At 74.4% G+C, this 23,483-nt stretch carries 16 protein-coding genes; 4 read left to right on the top strand and 12 right to left on the bottom strand.

What is annotated here, in order from left to right; translation table 11 throughout:
* Positions 1–65: 65 nt before the first annotated feature.
* Together ACFY0O_RS17775 and ACFY0O_RS17770 are read right to left on the bottom strand one after the other, a co-directional pair.
* Complete coding sequence (locus ACFY0O_RS17775) at positions 66–743, bottom strand: response regulator (RefSeq protein WP_388947597.1); 678 nt, start codon at positions 741–743, stop codon at positions 66–68.
* A complete protein-coding gene (locus ACFY0O_RS17770) occupies positions 740–2,425 on the bottom strand; it encodes a sensor histidine kinase (RefSeq protein ID WP_388947596.1) in 1,686 nt (561 codons plus the stop codon). Before ACFY0O_RS17770 ends, ACFY0O_RS17775 begins: the two co-directional genes overlap by 4 nt.
* 404 nt (positions 2,426–2,829) lie before the next feature.
* On the opposite strand from ACFY0O_RS17770, the gene ACFY0O_RS17765 reads away from it, so the two are divergent.
* Together ACFY0O_RS17765 and ACFY0O_RS17760 are read left to right on the top strand one after the other, a co-directional pair.
* Positions 2,830–4,446: an ATP-binding protein gene (locus ACFY0O_RS17765; protein ID WP_388947595.1), complete on the top strand. Its 1,617-nt coding sequence runs from the start codon at positions 2,830–2,832 to the stop codon at positions 4,444–4,446.
* 38 nt (positions 4,447–4,484) lie between these two features.
* Complete coding sequence (locus ACFY0O_RS17760) at positions 4,485–5,144, top strand: response regulator (protein WP_388947780.1); 660 nt, start codon at positions 4,485–4,487, stop codon at positions 5,142–5,144.
* Between the two features lie 18 nt (positions 5,145–5,162).
* On the opposite strand, the gene ACFY0O_RS17755 is transcribed toward ACFY0O_RS17760, so the two are convergent.
* The 3 genes from ACFY0O_RS17755 to ACFY0O_RS17745 form a co-directional block, all read right to left on the bottom strand.
* Positions 5,163–6,755 carry a cation acetate symporter gene (locus ACFY0O_RS17755; protein ID WP_388947594.1) on the bottom strand — a complete coding sequence of 531 codons (1,593 nt, stop codon included), beginning with the start codon at positions 6,753–6,755 and terminating at the stop codon, positions 5,163–5,165.
* The gene (locus ACFY0O_RS17750; protein WP_388947593.1) at positions 6,752–7,240 is read right to left on the bottom strand and encodes a DUF485 domain-containing protein; all 489 of its coding nucleotides are present in this window, start codon (positions 7,238–7,240) and stop codon (positions 6,752–6,754) included. The genes ACFY0O_RS17755 and ACFY0O_RS17750 overlap by 4 nt, the downstream gene beginning before the upstream one ends.
* A 139-nt stretch (positions 7,241–7,379) precedes the next feature.
* A complete protein-coding gene (locus ACFY0O_RS17745) occupies positions 7,380–9,497 on the bottom strand; it encodes a type IIA DNA topoisomerase subunit B (protein ID WP_388947592.1) in 2,118 nt (705 codons plus the stop codon).
* Between the two features lie 446 nt (positions 9,498–9,943).
* Between ACFY0O_RS17745 and ACFY0O_RS17740 the strand changes: the two genes are divergently transcribed.
* Entirely contained in the window at positions 9,944–10,180 is a 237-nt protein-coding gene (locus ACFY0O_RS17740) for a hypothetical protein (protein WP_358891985.1), read from the top strand.
* Positions 10,181–10,389: 209 nt separating this feature from the next.
* Here the strand turns inward: ACFY0O_RS17740 and ACFY0O_RS17735 are convergent, their stop codons facing one another.
* From ACFY0O_RS17735 to ACFY0O_RS17705, 7 genes are all read right to left on the bottom strand, one after another.
* Positions 10,390–11,244, bottom strand: a complete 855-nt coding sequence (locus ACFY0O_RS17735) for a S1 family peptidase (RefSeq protein ID WP_388947591.1) — start codon at positions 11,242–11,244, stop codon at positions 10,390–10,392.
* Between the two features lie 101 nt (positions 11,245–11,345).
* A complete protein-coding gene (locus tag ACFY0O_RS17730) occupies positions 11,346–12,923 on the bottom strand; it encodes an RNA polymerase sigma factor (RefSeq protein ID WP_388947590.1) in 1,578 nt (525 codons plus the stop codon).
* A 310-nt stretch (positions 12,924–13,233) separates the two neighbouring features.
* Positions 13,234–14,121 carry a FadR/GntR family transcriptional regulator gene (locus tag ACFY0O_RS17725; protein ID WP_388947589.1) on the bottom strand — a complete coding sequence of 296 codons (888 nt, stop codon included), beginning with the start codon at positions 14,119–14,121 and terminating at the stop codon, positions 13,234–13,236.
* Positions 14,122–14,322: 201 nt separating this feature from the next.
* Entirely contained in the window at positions 14,323–16,281 is a 1,959-nt protein-coding gene (locus ACFY0O_RS17720) for an ATP-binding cassette domain-containing protein (protein ID WP_388947588.1), read from the bottom strand.
* A 179-nt stretch (positions 16,282–16,460) separates the two neighbouring features.
* Positions 16,461–17,207 carry an NUDIX domain-containing protein gene (locus tag ACFY0O_RS17715; protein WP_079430135.1) on the bottom strand — a complete coding sequence of 249 codons (747 nt, stop codon included), beginning with the start codon at positions 17,205–17,207 and terminating at the stop codon, positions 16,461–16,463.
* Between the two features lie 117 nt (positions 17,208–17,324).
* Positions 17,325–19,568, bottom strand: coding sequence for a glycogen debranching N-terminal domain-containing protein (locus ACFY0O_RS17710; protein ID WP_388947587.1), 2,244 nt, complete (start codon positions 19,566–19,568; stop codon positions 17,325–17,327).
* A 212-nt stretch (positions 19,569–19,780) separates the two neighbouring features.
* Positions 19,781–21,043 (bottom strand): DUF4192 domain-containing protein, encoded by a 1,263-nt coding sequence (locus ACFY0O_RS17705; protein ID WP_388947586.1) that lies wholly within the window; start codon positions 21,041–21,043, stop codon positions 19,781–19,783.
* Positions 21,044–21,175: 132 nt separating this feature from the next.
* On the opposite strand from ACFY0O_RS17705, the gene ACFY0O_RS17700 reads away from it, so the two are divergent.
* Positions 21,176–23,335, top strand: a complete 2,160-nt coding sequence (locus ACFY0O_RS17700) for a RecQ family ATP-dependent DNA helicase (RefSeq protein WP_388947585.1) — start codon at positions 21,176–21,178, stop codon at positions 23,333–23,335.
* Positions 23,336–23,483 lie beyond the last annotated feature (148 nt).

The raw sequence follows: 23,483 nt of genomic DNA, 5'->3' as shown, positions 1-23,483 counted from the left end.
GCCGGGCGCCCCGGCTCTGCCGGAAGGCGGAGGTACGGGCCCGCCGAGCTCCGTCCTCCGGGGGCTCAGCCGGCCAGGCCGGTCCGGTGGGCCAGCAGCGCCGCCTGGACCCGGCTGGTCGAGCCGGTCTTCTCCAGGATGGCGCCCACATGGGTCTTGACGGTGCCGGTCCCGATGCCGAGCCGGGCGGCGATGCCCTGGTTCGACAGGCCCTCGCCGAGCATGGCCAGGACCTCCCGCTCCCGGCCGGTCAGCCGGGCGATCCGGTCGTCCCCGCTCGGGCCCGTGGCGCCGTGCGGCTCGCCGGCCGCCAGCATCCGGGAGATCACCGCCCCGGTCACCCCCGGGGAGAGCACGGCGTCCCCGGCGGCGGCCGCCCGGACCGCGCTGATCAGCTCCTGCGGCCCCTCGTCCTTCAGCAGGAACCCGGCGGCGCCCTCCCGCAGCGCCCGCACCACGTTGTCGTCGTCGCCGAAGGTCGTCAGCATCACCACCCGCGGCGCCGGGTCGAGGGCGAGCAGCGGCGCGATCGCGGCGAGCCCGTCGCGCACCGGCATCCGGATGTCCAGCAGGACGACGTCCGGGCGGTGCGCGGCGGCCAGTTCGACGGCCTGTCGGCCGTCGGGGGCCTCGGCGACGACCTCGATCCCGTCGGCGTGCCGGAGGATCAGGCGGACCCCGGCCCGGATCATGGCCTCGTCGTCGGCGAGTAGCACCCGGATCGGTTCGGCGGACTCGGTCACGGGGTCTCCCAGGGTGTGGTGTCGCGGATCGACGGGACGGTGAAGCGGTCGATGGCGATGAGGCGTTGCGCGGTGTCGAAGCAGTAGCGGGCGATGGTCAGGGAGCCGGGGCGGAACTCGGTGGCCCCGGCGAACGGGTACACGCAGCCGGCCGTGCCGGGCGGGCGCCGCGGCTCACGGCCGGTGGCCGCGGCCCGGACCGCCGCGTTGTCGATGACCCCGCTCCCCATCACCTCGCCGTAGGTCATCCCCACCCGGGGCAGCGGGCGCGGCCCGGCGTCCCGGTGCGGGGCGGTGGCGTAGACGAAGAGGGTCCCGAGGGCCGTCAGCACGCTCAGCCCCGCCAGCCCGAGGGCCAGCGTCAGCGCCTGCGCGGTGCCGCGTTCCGCCGGGCGCGGCGCGGCGGGGGCGCCGCCACCGGTGCCGGGGACCTCCTCCCGCCGGGGGGCGGGGGCCTCGCCCGGTTCGGCGGGCAGGGCGGCCTCCACCCGGAAGCCGCCGGACGGCAGCGGGGCGGCGGCGAAGGTACCGCCCAGCAGTTCCACCCGCTCGCGCAGGCCGGCGAGGCCGCGGCCGGTGCCCTGGTCCGGCACGGGGGTGGCGGGCGGGGCTCCGTTGCGGACGGTGACCCGTACGGTCTCCTCGTCGTGCGCGACGGTGACGGCGACGTGCGCCGCTCCGGCGTAGCGGTGCACGTTGGTCAGCGCTTCCCGCACCACCCGGTGCACCGCCCGCCGCACTCCCGCCGGGCGGCCGTCGAGGTCCGGACCCGTCCAGTCGAGCCGTACGGCGACGCCCCCGTCCCGGGACCCCGCCACCAGCGCCTCGATGTCGGCGCGGGTGCCGGTGGCGTCGGTGAGGGCCTCCGGCCCGGTGTCCCGGCCGAGCGGGCCCAGCACCCCGAGGGCCTGGCGCAGCTCGCGCAGGGCGTCCCGGGTGGTCCGGCGCACCAGGACGGCCTCCTCGCGCAGTTCGGGGTCGGCGCGCTCCAGGGCGAGCTCCAGTCCGCCCGCGTGCAGGGAGATCAGGCTGAGCCGGTGCCCCAGCAGGTCGTGCATCTCTGCGGCGATCCGGGAGCGCTCGTGCGTACGGGCCTCGCTGTCGGCGAGCCGCCGGGCCCGCTCGGCCGCGTCCCCGCGCTCGCGCAGGGCCCGCACCAGGCGCCGCTGCTGCCCGTACGCGGTGCCGACCAGGCCCGGGACGAGGACGGCGGTCGGCGTCAGGACCAGCCCGAGCGCCGGCCCGTACGGCAGGGGGCCCGGGCCGAGCCAGGGCGCGCAGAGCGTCGCGCACACCACCAGCAGGGCGGCCGCCGCCCCCAGCAGCCGGGCCCGGGTCCGCGCCCGCACCGTCCGCCGGGCCACCGTGTACGCGGTCGCCGCGGTGACCGGGCCGACGCACGAGGCCGCCCCGGTCAGCGCGGCGAGGACGAGGAGGACGGGCCCGGGGAAGCGGCGGCGCAGCGGGAACAGGCACCCGGCGGCGGCCAGCGCCGGCAACTGGAGGTACAGGCGGGGCAGCACGCCGAGGTAGGCGACCACCAGCCACACCCCGAACCCGGCGAGCAGCACCCAGGCCGTCTCCGCCACCGCGCGCGCGGGGCCCCGGAGCGGACGACGGAACCGGAACGGAGATGAGCTCACCACGCTGACCAGTATCGATTCCACAACCGGCGACGGCATGCGCCTCACGGCCGATCCGCCCCTCTGCCAAAAGACAGAGGCACCCGCCGCTCGCCCGTCTGGGGGCCCGCCACGACGGCCGTCATCCCCGCGGGACACGGCCCTCGCGCGGTCCGCCGAGGGCCTGTCCGGCGGATCAGGGTCGGACAGGCCGCGGCCCCGGCCATGATCCGCCGGACAGGCCCTCGGGCCCGCCGCCACCGCGTACGGGGTCCACGGCACGACCGCGCCCGCCCACGCCGTCACCTCCGCCCCTGCGCGAAGGCGCGGGCTCGACCCGCGCCAGGCCGTCGCCGCGGTCCGGCGGTGACCGGCCCGCGCCCCGCTCACGGTCGGTGACCGCCCGGGCGGAGCTGAGCGACGGCCGTTCCGCTTCCGCGCCCGCCGACCTACGGTTACCAGTCATGCGGTTCCTCCCCCTGCGCGGCCGGCGCCTCGGCCTGCCCCGACGCGCCGTCTCGCAGATCCTGCTCACCCAGCTGGCCATCGCCGCCGGGGTCCTCGTACTGGCCACGGGGCTCTTCCTGGCGCCCCTGAGCCACCAGCTGGACGACCAGGCGATGCGGCGCGCCCTGGCCATCGCGCAGAGCACGGCGGCCGACCCCACCCTGGCCGCCGACCTGCTCGCCTCGGGCCCCACCGCCGACAGCCCCGTCCAGGCCGCGGCCGAGCGGATCCGCCGCGCGACCGGAGCCGAGTACGTGGTCGTCCTCGACCTGAAGGGGATCCGCCGCTCCCACCCCAGCCCCGACCGCATCGGACTGCCCGTCTCCACCGACCCGGCCGACGCCCTGGCCGGGCACGAGGTGATGGAGATCGACCAGGGCACCCTCGGCCGCTCCGCCCGCGGCAAGGTCCCCCTCCTCGCCGCCGACGGGGAGATCGTCGGGGCCGTCTCCGTCGGCATCGCCTACGACAGCGTGCGCGACCGGCTGCTCGGCGCCATCCCCGGCCTCCTCGCCTACGCCGGCGGCGCCCTGGCCGCCGGGGCGCTCGCCGCCTACCTCCTCTCCCGCCGGATCCAACGGCAGACCCGGGACCTGGCCTTCTCCGACATCGCCGGCCTCCTCGCCGAGCGCGAGGCGATGCTGCACTCCATCCGCGAGGGCGTGATCGCCCTCGACCGCCACGACCGGGTACGCCTCGTCAACGACGAGGCGGCCCGCCTGCTGGGCCTCGACCAGGACCGCGCGGACGCCCTGGCCGGACGCCCCCTGGACGAGGTCCTCGGCGCCGGGCGCACCAGCGACGTCCTGACGGGCCGCGTCACCGGCCGCGACCTGCTGACCGTCCAGGGCCCCCGCGTCCTGGTCGCCAACCGGATGCCCACCACCGACGGCGGCGCCGTCGCCACCCTGCGCGACCGCACCGAACTGGAGCACCTGAGCCGCGAGCTCGACTCCACCCGGGGCCTGATCGACGCCCTGCGCGCCCAGGACCACGAGCACGCCAACCGCCTCCACACCCTCCTCGGCCTCCTCGAACTGGGACTGCACGAGGAAGCGGCCGCGTTCGTGACCGAGGTCGTGGGCGTGCACCGCACCACGGCCGAACAGGTCACCGAGAAGATCCACGACCCCCTGCTGGCCGCGCTGCTGGTGGGCAAGGCCACCGTCGCGGCGGAGCGCGGCGTCCCCCTGCGCCTCGCCCCGGACTCCCTCCTTCCCGACCGCCTGGTGGACCCCGGCGGCCTCGTCACGATCCTCGGCAACCTCGTCGACAACGCCCTGGACGCGGCGGCCGGCTCCACCGCGCCCCTGGTCGAGGTCGGCATCCGCGCGGAAGGACGCACCGCCGTCCTCCGCGTGCGCGACAGCGGCCCCGGGATCCCCGCCGGACGCCGCGAGGAGATCTTCACGGAGGGCTGGTCGACCAAGCAGCCCGCGGCCCACCGCGAGCGCGGACTGGGCCTGCCCCTCGTGCGCCGCCTCGCGGAGCGGCAGGGCGGCAACGCCCGGGCCGGTGAAGCAGAGGACGGAGGGGCGGAGTTCTCCGTCGTACTTCCGGAGGCCCTGCGGTGAAGGAGTCCCCGATCCACGTATTGGTCGTCGACGACGACATGCGTGTTGCCCGTATCAACGCGGCGTACGTGGCGAAGGTTCCCGGGTTCCAGGTGGCGGGCGAGGCCCATTCGGCGGCCGCGGCACTGGAGTTCTGCACCGCGCGCCCGGTGGACCTGGTCCTGCTCGACCACTACCTGCCCGACGGGACCGGCCTGGACCTGGTGCGACGCCTGCGCCAGCTGGGACGGCAGACCGACGTGATCATGGTCACGGCCGCCCGGGACCTGGCCACCGTCCAGGCGGCCATGCGGCTCGGCGCCCTCCAGTACCTGGTCAAGCCGTTCACCTTCGCCGGCCTGCGCACCAAACTGGAGGCCTACGCGGTCCTGCGCCGCTCCCTGTCCGGCGGCGGCGAGGCCGAACAGGCCGAGGTGGACCGGATCTTCGGAGCCCTCGCCTCGGCCGACACCCCCAACGAGCTCCCCAAGGGACACTCCCCGACCACCGCCGACCTGGTCCGCCGGGTGCTGCGCACGGCTGAAGGCCCGCTGTCCACCCAGCAGATCGCCGACCGCGCCGGCATCAGCCGCCAGACCGCCCAGCGCTACCTGAAGCTCCTGGACCGCGCCGGCCGCGTCTCGCTGGCCCTGCGCTACGGCGAGACCGGCCGACCGGAGCACCGCTACACCTGGCTCCCGTCGGGCGGCGGCGCCTGAACCGCCGCCCGGCGCGCCTCACACCGCTCCGGCCCCGGTCAGGGAACGGACCTCCGTCTGGGCGTACTTGCGCTCGTCCGGCTCCTCGGCGGAGGTGACCGTCCCCAGCCAGCCCGCCAGGAAGCCGAGCGGGATCGAGACGATCCCCGGGTTCTGCAGCGGGAAGTACTGGAAGTCCAGGCTCGGGAAGAGGGATCCGGCACTGCCCGACACCACCGGCGACAGGACCACGAGCAGCAGCGCCGGAACCAGCCCGCCGTACACCGACCACACGGCCCCCCGGGTGGTGAAGCCGCGCCAGAACAGCGAGTACAGCAGCACCGGCAGGTTCGCCGAGGCCGCCACCGCGAAGGCCAGCCCCACCAGGAAGGCCACGTTCATGTCCTGGGCGAGCAGCCCGAGGGCGATGGCCGCCGCCCCGACCCCCACGGCCGCCACCCGGGCCACCGCCACCTCGCTGCGCTGCCGGGCCCGCCGCCGCCTCAGCGAGGCGTACAGGTCGTGCGCGACGGAAGCCGAGGAGGCCAGGGTGATCCCGGCGACCACGGCGAGGATCGTCGCGAAGGCGATGGCGGCGACGACGGCGAAGAGCACCGCGCCCCCCGTGGAGTCGGCGCCCCCGCCGAGGAAACCGGCCAGCAGCGGAACGGCCGTGTTGCCGGAGGCACTGGACGCCCGCACCGCCTCGGGCCCCACCAGCGCGGCCGCCCCGAGCCCGAGCACGATAGTCATCAGGTAGAAGCCCCCGATCAGCCCGATCGCCCACACCGCCGACCGGCGGGCGGCCCGCGCGGTGGGGACGGTGTAGAAGCGGGACAGGATGTGCGGGAGCCCCGCCGTGCCCAGGACCAGGGCCAGGCCCAGGCTCATGAAGTCGACGCGCGCCGTCCAGTCCCCGCCGTACTTGAGGCCCGGGCTCAGGAACCGGGCCCCGTGCCCGCTGCGTTCGGCGGCGGTGGACAGGAGCTGGTCGACGTTCCCGTGGAAGCGCAGCAGGACCAGCACGGTGAGGGCGATCGCCCCGCCGATCAGCAGGACGGCCTTGACGATCTGGATCCAGGTGGTGGCCCGCATCCCGCCGAAGGCCACGTAGACCACCATCAGCGCGCCGACCCCGACCACCGTCAGGGTCCGGGCGCCGGGGCCGGTGTCCGACAGCAGCAGTCCCACCAGGCTGCCCGCGCCGACCATCTGCGCGACCAGGTACAGCACCGAGACCACCACCGAGGAGGTCCCGGCGGCGATCCGCACCGGCCGCTCGCTCATCCGCGCGACGACGACGTCGGCGAGGGTGAAGCGGCCGCAGTTGCGGACCAGTTCGGCGACCAGGAACAGCACCATCAGCCAGGCGACGAGGAAGCCGATCAGGTACAGCAGCCCGTCGTAGCCGAAGAGGGAGATCAGCCCGGAGACCCCGAGGAAGGAGGCGGCGGACATGTAGTCGCCGGCGATGGCGAAACCGTTCTCCATGGGCGAGAAGAGCCGGCCGCCCGCGTAGAACTCCTCCGCGGAGCCGTGTCTCCTGCGGCTGACCCAGGTGGTGATGCCGAGGGTCACGGCGATGAACAGGCTGAACAGGATCAGGGTGAGCGTCTGGTGTTCGGAGGTCACCGGCCCTCCCCCCGCCCGCCGCGGCCGCGCTCCTGGCCGCGTTCCCGCTCGAAGACGGTCCAGCGCAGGTCGAGCGCGGCGCTGTCCCGGCGCAGCCGTGCGTGCCGGGCATAGGCCCAGGTCAGCAGGAAGGTGCTGAGGAACTGGCCGAGGCCCGCCAGCAGGGCCACGTTGACCGATCCCACCACGGGCCGGGCCATCAGCCCGGGCGCGGTGGTCGCCGCGACCACGTAGGCGACGTACCAGAGGAGGAATCCGGCGGTCGCGGGGACGACGAACCTCCGGTACCGGCCCCGGACCTCCTGGAAGGCGGCGCTGCGCTGCACTTCCAGGTAGATGTCGGAGGCGCCGGGGGCGCCTCGGTCCGCCCTGGGCCCGGCCAGCGGGAAGGGTTCCGCGCCCTCGCCCCAGCCCACGGCCAGGGCGTCGTACCAGGGGTCGTCCAGCCGGATCGTTCCGGCTTCACGACCTTCGTGCTTGTCCACCGAACTCTCCTTGTCCGCCGCCGCATCGGCGGCGTGCTCCCAAGGATGTGCCGAATGGTCGCTTTCCGGACTGGTGTCCTGGCGCTCTTCACTCCATCAGGTGAGGGGAGTGAAGAACGCCGGACAGCCGAGAGCCGGATCAGGCGTCGATGCGCGAGCGGTCCAGGGTCGCGGCCGAGCTGGTGATGAACTCCTTGCGCGGGGCGACCTCGTTGCCCATGAGGAGGTCGAAGACCTGCTCCGCCGCCTCCAGGTCGCCGATGTTGATCCGCCGCAGGGTGCGGTGGCGCGGGTCCATCGTGGTTTCCGCGAGCTGGTCGGCGTCCATCTCGCCGAGGCCCTTGTAGCGCTGGATGGCGTCCTTGTAGCGGATGTTCTTGCGCTGGAACTCCAGCAGCGTCTGGCGCAGCTCGTGGTCCGAGTACGTGTAGACGTACTTGTCCTGGCCCTTCTTGGGCTGGACCAGCTCGATCCGGTGCAGCGGCGGAACGGCCGCGAAGACCCGGCCCGCCTCGACCATCGGCCGCATGTAGCGCTGGAAGAGGGTCAGCAGCAGGGTGCGGATGTGGGAGCCGTCCACGTCGGCGTCGGTCATCATGATGACCTTGCCGTAGCGGGCGGCGTCGATGTCGAAGGTGCGGCCGGAGCCGGCTCCTATGACCTGGATGATCGCGCCGCACTCGGCGTTCTTGAGCATGTCCGAAACCGAGGACTTCTGGACGTTGAGGATCTTGCCGCGGATCGGCAGCAGCGCCTGGAACTCGGAGTTCCGGGCGAGCTTGGCCGTTCCGAGGGCCGAGTCGCCCTCGACGATGAAGAGCTCGCTGCGGTCCACGTCGTCGCTGCGGCAGTCGGCCAGCTTGGCCGGCAGCGAGGAGGTCTCCAGCGCGGTCTTGCGGCGCTGCGCCTCCTTGTGCTGGCGGGCCGCGATCCGGGTCCGGGCGGCCGCGACGATCTTCTCCATCACGGCGCGGGCCTGCTGCTTGTCGTCGCGCTTGGTGGAGGTCAGGAAGGCCTTGAGCTCCTTGGCGACGACGGCGGCGACGATCCGGGTGGCCGCGGAGGTGCCGAGCACCTCCTTGGTCTGGCCCTCGAACTGCGGCTCGGCGAGGCGGACGGTGACGACCGCCGTCATGCCCTCCATGGCGTCGTCCTTGACGACGTCGTCCTCGGCGACGCGCAGCAGCTTGGCGGAGCGCAGCACCTCGTTGACGGTCTTGGTGACCGACCGCTCGAATCCGGCCACGTGGGTGCCGCCCTTGGGGGTGGCGATGATGTTCACGAAGGACTTGAGGTTGGTCTCGTACCCCGTGCCCCAGCGCAGGGCGATGTCCACGCCCAGCTCGCGGGTGACCTCGGTGGGGGTCATGTGACCGCGGTCGTCGAGGACCGGGACGGTCTCCTTGAACGTGCCCGCGCCGCTGAGCCGCAGCACGTCGCAGACGGCCTTGTCCTGGGCGAGGTAGTCGCAGAACTCGCTGATGCCGCCGTCGTAGCGGAACGTCTCCTCGGTCTTGCCGGCGCCGTCGATGGCCCGCTCGTCGCGGACCACGATGGTCAGGCCGGGGACGAGGAAGGCGGTCTGGCGGGCGCGCTGGTAGAGCGTCTCCAGGGAGAGCCGGGCGTCCTTGAGGAAGATCTGGCGGTCGGACCAGTAGCGGATCCGGGTGCCGGTCTTCCCCTTGGCCACCCGCTTGCCCTTGCGCAGGCCGCTGCCCGGGTCGAAGGGGGCGTCGGGGCCCTCGTCGGTGAACGTGCCCGGGACTCCGCGGCGGAAGCTGATGCTGTGGGTGGTGCCGCGGTCGACCTCGACGTCGAGGCGGGACGACAGGGCGTTGACCACCGAGGCGCCGACGCCGTGCAGACCGCCGGAGGCCGCGTACGAGCCGCCGCCGAACTTTCCGCCGGCGTGCAGCTTGGTCATGACGACCTCGACGCCGGACAGGCCGGTCTTGGGCTCCACGTCGACCGGGATGCCGCGGCCGTTGTCACGGACCTCGACCGAGGCGTCCTCGTGGAGGACGACCTCGATGTGGTCGCAGTAGCCGCCCAGGGCCTCGTCGACGGAATTGTCGATGATCTCCCAGAGGCAGTGCATCAGGCCTCGGCTGTCGGTGGAGCCGATATACATGCCGGGGCGCTTGCGGACGGCCTCGAGGCCTTCGAGGACGAGCAGGTGCCGCGCGGTGTAGTTGGAGCCGTCCCGGTCTGCTCCGGACAGCAGCGCGCTGGAAGGCACGGACGTGTCGGCGGTCACGCAGTTCGCTCCTCGCTGAATTTCTCTTCTGACCCGCTGGGGCGCGGGGGCGGCTCGGTCGCCCGTCGAAGGGTACCGAGGCCTGGTAGAGCCGATGCAACGCCACCCTCGCGCATTCCACAGCCTAGTGCAGATCCGCACGGGTGTTCGATCCCCCGTGAGGGTGAAGCAAACATCACGTTCCCTTCGACGCATGAACCATTTAGGGTTCGGGCACGTCCTCATCAACATCCGGCACTCAGCCGGGGAGGACGAGAACTGCTACAAGCGAACGACTGACAACGCGAAACCGTAAAGCAACGCAATACGGCTCCTTCGCCGCCAACCGGCAGCAGCCGGCCAGCTTCGGAAGGAAGTTTCGAGGAAAAGCCGCGAGCGGGAACGTTTTCGGCCTGGTTGGATGTTGACCCTGGTACGACAGCTCGTCGAGCTAGAGAAGAGGCGACGTGACTACTGTTCTGACCCCCGCGACCCCGCTGACGGCCGCTGACCGATGCGACCGTTGCGGCGCCCAGGCATATCTGCGCGTCGTCCTCCTGAGCGGTGGTGAACTGCTCTTCTGCGCCCACCACGGGCGTAAGTTCGAGCCGGAACTCAAGAAGATCGCCGCGGAAATACAGGATGAGACCGAGCGGCTGACGTCCGCTCCGGCCGCCCACGCAGCCGACAACGAGGACCGCTGACACAGGCCTGACCTCGCATCCGACGAGCCAGGACCGGCAAGGCCGGTCGACGGGCGGTGCCTCTGAGACCCAGAGGCACCGCCCGTCCTCATGTCCGAGACCCTCTCCGCGGCCCTTGCCCGTCCCGCTGGGGCCGGGCTGCCGGCCTCGGCACCCCCGTGCGGGCCGTACGGGCCCCCTGGAGCTCCCGGACGCGTACCCGGCGGCCTTCAGGCCCCGCCGGGCCCGCGACCCCTCTGGGAGCCGCTCACGAAGTCGATCAACGGGGCGATCCGGGTGTACACCCCCGGACTGTCGGCGCGCCCGCAGCCGCGCCCCCAGGACACGAGACCGATCAGCCGCCCCCGGGCCACCAGCGGCCCGCCGCTGTCCCCCTGGCAGGCGTCCTTCCCGCCGGAGCGGTCGCCCGCGCACACCATGGAGTCGGCCCGGTACTGACCGTCCGAGTTGCCCGGGTACGCCCGCCGGCAGACCTCGTCGTCCAGAACGGTGAGCTGCGCCGCGCGCAGCCCGTACGCGTAGTCCCCGAAACCGCTCGTGTCCCCCCAGCCGTACACCGCCGCTCCGGTGCCGGCCTCGTAGCCGGGGTGGCCCTGCCCGGCCATCGGCAGCACGTGGTCCGCCGGCACGGCTTCGGCCAGCTCCAGCACGGCGAGGTCGCCGGCGTTGGTCCCGGGGTCGTACGCGGGGTTCACCCGGGCCGCGCGGACCGCGATCTCCCGCCCCTCGGGGGCGCGCAGCTCCGTACGACCGGTGATCACCCGGAAATCGGCGACGGAGTCGACCGGTCCGCCCAGCACCTGCCGGCCGAGGCAGTGGGCCGCCGTCACCACCGTGGTCGGGGCCACGAGGACACCGCCGCAGAACTGCCCGTCACGGATACCCCCGAACCGGTCACGGCTGGCGAGGGCCACGACCCACGGGCTGTCGGCCACCTTCACCGGCTGCCCGCCTATGACCACGCTGTCCGCTGCCGCCGTGGGCGCCTGGGCCAGCGGCGCCACGGCCGCTCCCGCCACCAGGGTCAGTGCGCCCGCCAGGGCACGGGCGAAGGGTCGACGCATGGGGCCTCCTGACTCCGAGTGTGCATGACTCCACCCAGAGTGGGATGCCCGGTGGCCGCGCGCACCCGCGCGGCCGCCGCCGTGGGCCCCTGCCGACCCGGTCAGTCCAGGTAGTCGCGCAGCACCTGGGAGCGCGAGGGGTGCCGCAGCTTCGACATGGTCTTGGACTCGATCTGGCGGATGCGCTCACGGGTGACCCCGTAGACCTTGCCGATCTCGTCGAGGGTCTTGGGCTGGCCGTCGGTCAGTCCGAAGCGCATCGAGACGACGCCGGCCTCGCGCTCGCTGAGCGTGTCGAGCACCGAGTGCAGCTGCTCCTGCAGGAGCGTGAAGCTGACGGCGTCGGCGGGGACGACCGCCTCGGAGTCCTCGATGAGGTCGCCGAACTCGCTGTCGCCGTCCTCGCCCAGCGGGGTGTGCAGGGAGATCGGCTCGCGCCCGTACTTCTGGACCTCGATGACCTTCTCGGGGGTCATGTCGAGTTCCTTGGCCAGCTCCTCCGGGGTGGGCTCGCGGCCCAGGTCCTGGAGCATCTGGCGCTGCACGCGGGCCAGCTTGTTGATCACTTCGACCATGTGCACCGGGATGCGGATGGTGCGGGCCTGGTCGGCCATGGCGCGGGTGATCGCCTGCCGGATCCACCACGTCGCGTAGGTGGAGAACTTGTAGCCCTTGGTGTAGTCGAACTTCTCGACCGCGCGGATCAGGCCCAGGTTCCCCTCCTGGATCAGGTCCAGGAAGAGCATGCCGCGGCCCGTGTAGCGCTTGGCCAGGGAGACCACGAGGCGGAGGTTGGCCTCCAGCAGGTGGTTCTTGGCGCGGCGGCCGTCCTCGGCGATGATCTCCAGTTCGCGCTTGAGCTTGGGCGCCAGCTTGTCGGAGTTGGCCAGCTTGTCCTCGGCGAACAGGCCGGCCTCGATGCGCTTGGCGAGCTCGACCTCCTGCTCGGCGTTGAGGAGGGGGACCTTGCCGATCTGCTTGAGGTAGTCCTTGACGGGGTCCGCGGTGGCACCGGCCACCACGACCTGCTGGGCGGGGGCGTCGTCCTCGTCGTCGGAGATGACGAAGCCCTTGTTCTCCCCGCCCTCCTCCTCTTCCTCGGCCTCGGCCTTCACCGCCTCGGGACCCTCCTCGACGGCCTCTTCGTCGCCCTCGTCCGGGTCCTTCTTGGCGGCGGTCTTCTTGGCCGCGGTCTTCTTCGCGGCGGCCTTCTTCGCGGGTGCGGCCTTCTTGGCCGCCGTCTTGCGGGCCGCCGTCTTCTTCGCGGCGGGCTCGGCCGCCGGCTCCTCGGCGAGGACGTCGGCGGTGTCGGGTTCCGTCGGCCCGGCCTCCGCCGGGGCCTCGGCCGCGGCCGGGGCGGCGGCCGGTTTGGCGGCGACCGGCCTGGTCGTCGTACGCTTGGCGGGGGTCTTCGCTGCGACGCTCTTGCGTGGGGTGCGCTTGGGCGACTCTGCGGCACTGACCATCAGCGTCACACCCTCTTCCTCGAGGATCTGGTTGAGGCTGCGCAGGACATTCTTCCACTGGGTCGCAGGAATCTGGTCAGCCTCGAAGGCCCGACGCACGTCATCGCCGGCGATCTGCCCCTCGGCCTTGCCCCGCTCGACGAGCGCCATCACAGACTCGGATTCGGCGATCTCCGGCGGGAGCGTACGGGATGTGCTGGCCGACACGAACAACCTCTCGGAACGATGGGAACGGGTTCCGACCCCGGCCTGGTGCTGGACCGGAGCCGACGACCACCGACTGGGGATGGGCCGGGGGCGCGGGCAGGGGCCGGGGAGCTGCACAGCACCCCAAGGGCTGCTGTTTCCCTCCGTCGGCCATCACCGCTTAGGTCATCGCGTGACGTCGCAGAGCGTTACGCCCAATCTTCGTGGCCCAAGTCACACCGTGGTTCCGACCACCCCTCGCACACCGGTGTCGCCGGGCCCGAAGAACGGGCCCGGCGACCTGTGCAGCACCCCCACGCCCCCGTGCGCCGGGGGGTCAGTGCTCGCGCGGGGCGGGCACCACGCGCTCGACCTCCGGATGCACCGTCAGGAGCTGACGCATGGCACTCTCGGCGCCCGCGCTGTCGCCGGTGGCGAGGGCTTCGGCCATCCGCGCGTGGTGGGCCACGCAGGTCTCGCTGGGGCGGTCGCAGGAGGTGACGGGGCTGCCGGACACCTGGAGGGCTGCGGAGACGATCCCCGACAGGTGCTCCAGCATGCGGTTGCCCGCGACCTGGATCAGCAGCGCGTGGAACTCGTTGTCGGCGCGGGCGAAGGTGATCGCGTCGCCCTGCCCGAGGGCGTGGCCCATGATCTCGACCATGTCGGAGAGGCGCTGCTGGACGTCGGGGCGGCCGTGGCCTGCGGCGAGGCGGGCGGCGAGCGGCTCGATCGTCCAGCGGAGCTCGTTGAGCTCGCGGCGCTGGTCGTCGCGCTGGGGGCCGAAGGCGCGCCACTCGATGATGTCGGGGTCGAGGAGGTTCCAGTCGGCGACCGGACGGACCCGGGTGCCCACGTTGGGGCGGGCGCTGACGAGGCCCTTGGCCTCCAGGACCCGCAGCGATTCGCGGACGACGGTGCGGGAGACCTCGAAGCGCTGGCCGATCTCCTCGGGGACCAGGGGGCGGTCCGCGCCGAGGTCGCCGGAGACGATCATCTGGCCGAGCTGCTGGACGAGTTGGCCGTGCAGCCCGCGGCCACGGCTGCCCGCCGCTCGGCGGCCCACACGGCTCAACTCCACGTCGGCGCCGTCCCAGTGGGGCGGACCGACCCGCTCGGTGCCGGTGGCCTCCCCGTAGGGGTAGCGGTCGAGTTCGCCCGGGCCGGCGAGGCCGGTGTCGGCATGGCGGGCGGCGGTCATCATGGTGTGCGCAAGGGTACTCACGAATCCTTTGTCGGCCGTGCCTCCACCGCCCTTGAGGTCTTTGGTGAAAAGCACACGAAAGGGTGATCGGTGCCACCTACGCAATTGACGACTTATCGTAAAGAACCGGGCCTTTTGCGGGGAGTTGCGATCCGCTTCGAGTGATCTGGAGCGAAGCGGACTTCTCCGGTCTCCCCGAAGTCGGCCACCGCACCGGAACGATCACCAACGGACCCGGCCGCGCAGTCCTGTGAACCCATAGGCGCACAACAGGACCATCAACGACAACACCAGCCCGGCTCCGACGGGTTGGACCATCACCCGGAAGGCCCCCAGGACGTAGCGGTCGGTCTCCGCGGGCCACGGCGCCGAGGCCAGGCCGCGCAGCCGGGAGGCGAACCCGTGCACGGGGTACGCGGACGGGCCCTCCAGCGCCTTGCGCACCAGGGGTACGACCATCACCGGTACGGCGAGCACGGCGGCCATGCCGGCCGAGGCCGAGCGGAACACCGCGGAGGCGAGCACCCCGGCCCAGGCACAGCCGACCAGCAGCCCCGCCCAGCTCGCGGCGGGCACCACCCACTCCGACCAGCTGCCCAGCGGGGCGCGGCCGAAGACGAGGTGGAGGGCGGCGGCGTCGGCGGCCCCGGCGAGGGCGCCGAGCAGCAGGGCCAGGGCGGCGCAGACGCCCAGCTTGGCGGTGAGCAGGCCCAGGCGGCGCGGGACGGTTCCCCGGTCGGCGGCGAGGGCGGGGTAGCGGTACTCCTCGCCGAAGGCCAGGGCGCCGAGCAGTCCCGCGCCGAGCGCGGCGGGGGGCAGCGGAACCAGCTCGGGCCAGGCGGCGAGGACGCGGTCGCGCGGGGCCTGCCCGGCCCGGGCGAGCAGCAGGGCGGTCAGGGCGGAGACGGCGACGACGAGCGCCGCGGTGAGGAAGGGGGTGGCGGTGCCGAAGACGCGGCGGAGCTCGTAGCGCAGGGGGCGCAGCGGGCCGCCCACGCGGCGCACCGCCGAGACGGGGGCCTCGGAGCGGGCGTGCGCGGGCCGGGCGGCGGGCGCCGGGCCGTCCTCGGCCTCCGCCCCGGTGGCGGGCCAGGACACGGCCTCGGCGACCGGCACGGCCCGGAGCCCCGCGCCGGGGGCGGAGGTGGTGCGCGGGTCGGTACGGGGGTCCGGCGGGAGGGGGGCGTCGGGGCCTGCGGCGGCGCCCGCGCCGGCCCGGACCGGGGCCCCGGCCTCGACCCGCGCGTCCGCCCTGCCGGCCGCGGCGCCGGCCCCGGTGCGGGCCTGCGGCACGGGCGGGACGGGGGCTCCGGCGTCGCCGGTCTCGTCGGCGAGCTGGTGGACGAGGACCCCGTGCCGGAACGCCGCCTCGCCGATCTCGGCGCAGTTGCTGCCGTACACGGAGAGCCGGCTGCCGCTCTCCTCGACGATCTCCACGGGGCGGTGCGCGGCCCGGGCCTCGCGTCCCAGCACGTCGGCCAGCCGGGCGGCGTGCGGGGTGCGGACGGCGACGCGCGGGCGCAGCCGGGTACGGGCGAAGTCCGCGGCCTCCTGGTCGGCGACGAGGCGGCCCGAGGCGATGGAGACGACCCGGTCGGCGCTGCGGGCCGCCTCCTTGGCGTCGGCGGTGGTGAACAGGACGGCTCCGCCCAGGGAGGCGTGGCCGCGCAGCAGCCCGTGCAGCCAGGCGCGTTCGCGGGGCTGGAGCCCGGCGGCGGGCTCGTCGAGGAGCAGGGTGCAGGGGTCGGCGAGCAGGGCCGCGGCCAGCCCGACGCGGCGGTCCATGCCGGCCGAGAGCGAGCCGAGGCGCTGGTCGCGCAGGCCGGCGATGCCCACGACCTCCATCATGGTGTCCGCCCGGGAGGCCGGGACGCCGACGGCGGCGCAGAGCATCCGCAGCTGGCCCCGGACCGTCCTCGACGGATGCCCGGGGACGTCGCCGAGCAGCACGCCCACCTCACGCCCGGGATGGGGGATCCGGTGCAGCGGACGGCCACGGAAGTAGGTGATGCCGCGGCCCGGTTCGAGTTCGAGCATGAGCCGCAGGGCGGTGGTCTTGCCCGAACCCGGCTCGCCGAGCAGGGCGGTCACGCACCCCGGGCGGGCCTCGAAGGTGAGGTCGTCCACGAGGGGCGGCAGATCTCGACGGGGTGTGCTGGTGAGTCCGATGGCCTGGAGCATCGCTTCTCTCGCAGGGTGTGAGACCGCTCAGCGGCAGGGTGAGTACCGCATGCAAGATAACGCGATATGTCCGATTTTCTAGGCAACCGGCCCGGGCGAGGTCCGGCGGTGCCGCCGTCCGGGGCACCCGGGGCCGGCCCCGCGCCGGAAGCGGAGGCCGGGCCCGCGGTGACGGCGGGTCAGACTTCCGGCCGCAGCATCGGCGGGTTGAGCAGGGTGGCCCCGCCCGCCCTGAACAGCTGGGCGGGCCTGCCGCCCTGACGGGTCGTCGTCCCCCCGGCGGGGACGAGGAACCCGGGGGTCCCAGTGACCTTGCGGTGGAAGTTGCGCGGGTCGAGCGCCACGCCCCACACGGCCTCGTACACCCGACGCAACTCGCCGACGGTGAACTCGGGCGGGCAGAAGGCGGTGGCCAGCGAGGAGTACTCGATCTTCGAGCGGGCCCGCTCGACGCCGTCGGCGAGGATCCGCGCGTGGTCGAAGGCCAGGCTCGTGACGGTCTGGTCGGGACCTTCCAGGAGCTCGTCGACGGGAGCCCAGCGGGCGCTGTTCGCGTCGCCGCCCGCGCGGGGAGCGGGCAGGTCGGGGGCGAGCACCAGGTGCGCCACGCTGACCACCCGCATCCGGGGATCGCGCTGCGGGTCCCCGTAGGTGGCGAGCTGTTCGAGGTGCGCCCCGTTGTCGACGCCGGGAGAGGCGGGGTCGTGCGCGCACAGCCCGGTCTCCTCGGCGAGTTCCCGCGCCGCGGCGGCGGAGAGGTCCTCGTCCCCGCGCACGAAGCCGCCGGGCAGCGCCCAGCGTCCCTGGAACGGCTGCTCTCCCCGTCGTACGACCAGCGCGCAGAGCGCGTGGCGCCGCACGGTGAGCACGACCAGGTCGACGGTGACGGCGAAGGGCGGGAAGGCCGACGGGTCGTAGGGCGACATGCCGCGATCATAGTCGTCTTCCTGACGATAAACAGCGCTTTCGTGATCCCGAGGACGGTGATCTGGAACCCAGTCCGCAGCCTCACGATCAGGCGGGCGCCCCGCCCGGCCGGGGTCTCACCCTCCCAGTTGGAGCTCATCGGCGGCCTCCTCCACCATGCCGACGCCGAGCCGGCTGATCCGGACGGTGAACGGCTCCCCCGCCACCCTCAGCCCCGCCAGCCGCAGGGCGCCGAGGGGGGCTCCCGCGCGCGGGGCGACCGCGACCGTTCCGGCGGGGGCGTCGGGACGGATGCCCGCGAGGGCGGTCAGCGCGTGGATCCCCGCAGCGGCGGCCACGGCCGCGGGCCGGCAGGCCGCCGGATGCGGGAGCGGGGCACTGCCGGCGGTGCGCTGCTCCGCGGCGTACATCTCCGGCAGCCGGTAGCCGAAGACCTCCGCGGCGTCCAGCAGCCCCCGCAGCAGGCCCGCCGCCTCCTTCTCGTGGCCGGCCTGGGCCAGGCCGGCCACGGCGACGGCGCTCTCGTACGCCCGGACCGCGCCCGAGCGGTGGCCGAAGGGGTTGTGGCCCGGTTCCCGGGACGCCATGCTCCGCAGCCCCCATCCGGAATCCATGGCCGGGGCCCCGAGCAGCCGGGCGAGCTGCTCGGTGCGGACCCGGTCCAGCAGGCCCGGTGCGAGGCGTCCGCCGCCCACCAGACCGGTGTCCAGGAGGTGCGCGGCCGCCCCCGTCAGCCGGGCCAGCGGCCGGCCGTCGGGATGCAGGGCGGCGGCGGGGCGGCCCCCGTCCGGGCCGTCGATCCAGAACCGGTCCAGGAACCTCTCCCGCAGGGCGGCCGCCCATTCCCGCCACTCGGCTGCTCCGGCCCGCCCGCACCCGTCCAGCAGATCGGCCCCGAGCAGCGCGGCCCGGTGGGCGTGGGCCTGGGTCTCGCAGCGGCGCGGCCCCGGGTCGGGGTCGGCCAGGAAGCCGTCCTCGCCCAGCGCCCTGCGCAGCCAGTCCAGGCAGCGTTCGGCGGCCGGCAGGAGGCGGGCCACCTCCTCCTCGGGCAGCCCCCACCGGCGGGCCTCGGCGAGCACCGCGGGGAAGCCGAGGGTGGCCTCGGTGCCGGTGCAGCCGGGCGGCAGCTGCGGTCCGGCGGCGCGCAGCGGGCCCGGGATCATGCCGCCCCCGGGGCCCCGCCCGGGGGTCTGGCTGCGGGCCAGTGTCCGCAGCGTGGCGGCGGCGAGCCCGGTGCCGAGGGGCAGTGCCATCCGGGCGGCCCACAGCGACTCGGCCGGAGCCAGCCCGAGCCGCCAGGGCGCTCCGGCCGCCGCGAAGGCGTCAGCGGGCTCCGCGGGGTCCCTCAGCAGCAGGGCCCGCAGGTCCTCGACGCTGGTTCTGAGCCATGCCTCGGCCCTCGGGTCGTCGCCCTCGGCGCGGGCGTCGGCGAGCGGGTTCGCGACCTGTCCGGCGGGGGCCCGCGGGGTTCGGTCCCGGATGGTCCGCAGCTCGATGCTGCGGGACTCCCCCGGGCCCAGTTCGAGCTGCCAGCGCAGCAGTCCGGCGGTGGCGAGCACGTCGTCGGGGGCCGGTTCGGCGGTGGTGACGGCGAGGGCCTCCTCCGTGCTCCAGCGCAGCCCGGCGGCGTGCACCCCGGGGGTGAGCTCCGGGCCGCCCCGGCCGGCCGCCACCGCGGCCAGCTCGGCCAGGTCCGTGCCGAGCGAGACCTCCACCGGCAGGCGCAGCGGCCGTGCGGCGAAGCTGCGTACGGTGATGCGCTCGGTGCCGTCGGCGGACCGGACCCGCTCGACGCCGATGTCGGGGTCGGGGCCTGGTTCGACCCCGGTGCGCACGGTGGCGGTGAAGGCCGCCCGGTCGGCCCCCAGGCTGCGGCCCTGGACGGCGACGGGATCCCGGCCGGCGACGCGCAGCACGCAGCGGGACAGCAGCCGGCGCCCCGACCGGTAGACCCCCTCGACGCCCCGCCCGGTCAGCTGGCCGTGCTCGGGCGAGATGACCAGGCAGGGCGCGGCGACGCAGAGGACGGCGCCGTGCACCGGAGGCAGCTCGGCCCGCCGCCCGCCGTCCGACCCGGGGGGCGGCCCCGGCCGCCGGGCCCCCGAACCGAAGGCGCTCTCGGCCGCGGGCCCCGGCGCGGGGAGGTCGCGCCCCGGCGCGTTCGTCGGCGGGGGCACGGACGGGTGCGCGCCCGAAGCCGGCGTGCTGCCGGGCGGAGCTCCTGGTGGACGTGATCCCGCGGCGGGCGGGGGCCCCGGCGGGTACGGGGCCGTGCCGGGCGGAGCGCCGGGCGGGAACACCGTCGGGCGGGGAGCGGGTGTGGTTCCGGTCGGGCCGGTTTCGGGTGCGGGGGGAGCCATGTGCCGCCTTGTCTGCGCTCCGGCCGGTTCGGCTGGGCGGCGGCGCGGCCGGACCCCCACCGCCCACCGGCTGAACGCCCCCGCACCCGCCCGGGTCACGGGCCCCGGTGGAGGCGGCCCGCAGCGGGTGGCGCCCGGACGGCGCGCGGAGCCGCCCACGGCGCTCCACAGGCGCCTCGGGAGGCGGCCCGGCAGGGGCGCCTGGCGGGCGCTCACTGCCCGCTCCCCTCGGCGCGGCGGGTCGGCCGGCGGCGCGGTCCGGTGCGGCGGCCGGGCGGACGAGTGGTGGCGGCGGTCCGCTTGCGGCGGGGTTCGCGGCGCCTGCGTTCCTCCCGCAGGCACTGCCGCAGGCCCTCGGGGTCGATGCCCTCGTTGCAGGCGTGGTGGAGCAGCTGGGCGAACCGGTACTCGGCGTCGGCCCGCAGGGCCAGTCCGAGGGCGATCCGGGCGGTCGGCTCGTCCCCGCTGGACCACGAGACCCAGCCCGCCAGGGTGAGCGGGGCGGCCGCGTGCTCCGCGTAGGCGCCGACGCAGCGGCGGGCCAGGGCGCGCCACAGGCGCAGGGCGGGGGCTGCCTCGTCGCCCTCCATCCACTCGGCGGCGATGTCGCGGATCGCCCGGTCCTGGAGGCCGAGGATCACGGCGGCCGCCTCGTCGTGGCCGAGCAGCGCGTCGTCCCAGTCGTCCGCCCCGGGCCCGCCCTCCGCGGGCGGGGCCAGGGTCAGCCTCCGCATGAGGGTGCGGGCCAGGCCGAGGGTCCGCGCGCCGACCTCCTCGCGGGTCTCCCCGTCGAGGATCCTCGGCACGAGCTCCGCGGCGGCCCGTTCCAGTGCTTCCTCCTGTTCGGTGGCCCAGGCCCCGCCGAGCGGTGACAGCCGCTTCTCGATGTCCTTGAGGGAGCCGCGGACGTGGAGCCCGGCGAAGGTGGCCGCCGCGGCCATCACCGAGGTGCCGGAGGGTGCGAGCGGGGTTCCCTCGGCGGGGCAGCAGGCCCCCTCGGGGCACACGTACGACCAGTAGCGGCCGCCGGAGAGGCACAGGGCTTCCAGGACCGGGACGTCCAGCGCGCCGCAGGCCGTGCGGAGCCGCTGGGCCAGCGGCCGCAGCCGGGTCATGACCCGCTGCCCGCTCTCGCCGCCGACCGGGTCCTGGCAGAGGAAGACCACGATCCCGTCGGGCTTGTCCCCGCGCCGTTCGCCGCCCTTGATCAGGCAGTCGGCGACCTGGCGGGCGGTGTCCTCCCACTCGGCGGGGGCGGTGGGGATCCCCACGCGGAGCCGGCCGCCGAAGCGGCCGCACGCCCCGTGGACGGAGACCATGACGAGGGAGTCGGTGGGGTGGAAGCCGAGCATGTAGGGCAGCGCGTCGGCCAGTTCGGCCGGGCTGCGCAGGGTGATCTGGGGTTCGGCGGGGGCTCCGGCGGGGCTGATGGACGGCCGGCCGGACGGGCTGCGTGATTCGTGGTTCGTCGTCATGCCTCGACGGTCCCGTGCGTGATCCGATCCGGAAACCCCTGTGGATAACCCGGCCGGCTCGTTGAGTCTTCAACATCCACATGCGGCAGTCCGCATTGGCGCGATGTCAGAGCCATCGGGTTGCATGGGGGCATGAACGCAGACCTGAGGTCCTCCGCCGATTCCGTACTCGCCCGCCTCGTGGGCGACCCCACGGGCACCGCGCGGCTGCGCGAGGACCAGTGGCGGGCGATCGAGGCCCTCGTCGCGCACAAGCGGCGGGCTCTGGTCGTGCAGCGCACGGGCTGGGGCAAGTCCGCGGTCTACTTCGTCGCCACCTCCCTGCTGCGGGCGGCCGGCGCCGGACCGACCGTGATCGTCTCCCCGCTGCTCGCGCTGATGCGCAATCAGGTCGAGGCCGCCGCCCGCGCCGGCATCCACGCCCGCACCATCAACTCCGCCAACCCGGAGGAGTGGGAGGGCATCCAGGCCGAGGTCGCGGCGGGCGAGGTCGACGTCCTGCTGGTCAGCCCGGAGCGCCTCAACAACCCCGAGTTCCGCGACCAGGTCCTGCCCAAGCTCTCTGCCGCCACGGGGCTGCTCGTGGTCGACGAGGCCCACTGCATCTCGGACTGGGGCCACGACTTCCGCCCCGACTACCGCCGGCTGCGCACGATGCTCGCCGACCTGCCGCCAGGCGTCCCGGTCCTGGCGACGACGGCCACCGCCAACGCCCGGGTGACGGCCGACGTGGCCGAACAGCTCGGCACCGGAGCGGGCACGGACGCCCTGGTGCTGCGCGGCCCCCTGGACCGCGAGAGCCTGAGCCTGTCCGTGGTGACCCTGCCCGACGCCGCGCACCGGCTGGCCTGGCTCGCCGACCAGCTCGGCGAGCTGCCGGGATCCGGCATCGTCTACACCCTGACGGTGGCCGCCGCCGAGGAGGTCACCGCCTACCTGCGCCACCGGGGGTACACGGTCTCCTCGTACACCGGAAAGACCGAGAACGCCGACCGCGAGCAGGCGGAGAACGACCTGCAGGCGAACCGGGTCAAGGCCCTGGTGGCCACCTCGGCCCTCGGCATGGGATTCGACAAGCCGGACCTGGGGTTCGTGGTGCACCTGGGCTCGCCCTCCTCCCCCATCGCCTACTACCAGCAGGTCGGCCGTGCCGGCCGCGGCGTCGAGCACGCCGAGGTGCTGCTGCTCCCCGGCCGCGAGGACGAGGCGATCTGGCAGTACTTCGCCTCGGTGGCCTTCCCCCCGGAAGAGCAGGTCCGGCGCACCCTGGACGTCCTCGCCCAGGCCGGCCGGCCCCTGTCGCTCCCGGCCCTGGAGCCGCTGGTCGACCTGCGCCGGACCCGGCTGGAGTCGATGCTCAAGGTGCTGGACGTGGACGGCGCGGTCCACCGGGTCAAGGGCGGCTGGACCGCCACCGGCGAGCCCTGGGTGTACGACGCCGAGCGGTACGCGTGGGTCGCCCGGCAGCGGGCCGCCGAACAGCAGGCGATGCGCGACTACGCCGCGTGCACAGGATGCCGGATGGAGTTCCTGCGCCGGCAGCTCGACGACGAGGAGGCCGCCCCCTGCGGCCGCTGCGACAACTGCGCGGGCGCCCGCTTCACCGCCGCGGTCTCCTCCGCCGCGCTGGACACCGCCCGGGGGGAACTGGGCCGTCCCGGAGTGGAATGGGAACCGCGCAGGATGTGGCCGACCGGACTCGCGGCGGTGGGCGTGGACCTCAAGGGCCGGATCCCGGCCGGTGAACAGGCCGCGCCCGGCCGGGCCCTGGGCAGGTTGTCCGACATCGGCTGGGGCAACCGACTGCGGCCGATGCTGGCCCCCCAGGCACCCGACCAGCCGGTTCCGGACGATGTGGCCCAGGCCGTGGTGGCCGTTCTGGCCGACTGGGCCCGGGGGCCGGGCGGCTGGGCCTCGGGAGCCGAGGACGCCCCGGCCCGGCCCGTGGGAGTGGTCTCGCTGCCCTCGCGCAGCCGCCCGCAGCTGGTCGGCTCGCTGGCCGCGCGGATCGCTGAGGTCGGACGGATTCCGCTGCTCGGGGCCCTGGAGTACACCGACCAGGCCCCGGAGTTCGGGCTTCCGTCCTCGAACAGCGCCCAGCGGGTCCGTGGGCTCCACCAGGCCTTGACCGTGCCGCCAGCTCTGGCGGAGAGCCTTGCCGAGGTCCCTGGTCCGGTGTTCCTCGTCGACGACCGCGCGGAGAGCGGCTGGACCCTCGCGGTGGCGGCCCGGCTGCTGCGGCGAGCGGGGGCGAAGGGGGTGTTTCCGCTGGTGCTCGCGCTCCAGCCGTAGCGGAATGAGTCGACTCCGGCGTGGCGGGGCAAGGATATGAACGGCATACCGGCGAATTCCGGTCCGCGTCCTCAAATGCTCATTGCCCCACCGTCGCGGGCCACGCGAGAATCGGACTGCTCCCGCTCGGCTCGTCGGCACTCTCCTG

The organism is Streptomyces sp. NPDC001594 (assembly GCF_042893675.1).
Lineage (GTDB): Bacteria > Actinomycetota > Actinomycetes > Streptomycetales > Streptomycetaceae > Streptomyces.
The sequence above is the reverse complement of the archived record's forward strand: the minus strand, read 5'-3'. Positions and strand labels throughout refer to the sequence as shown.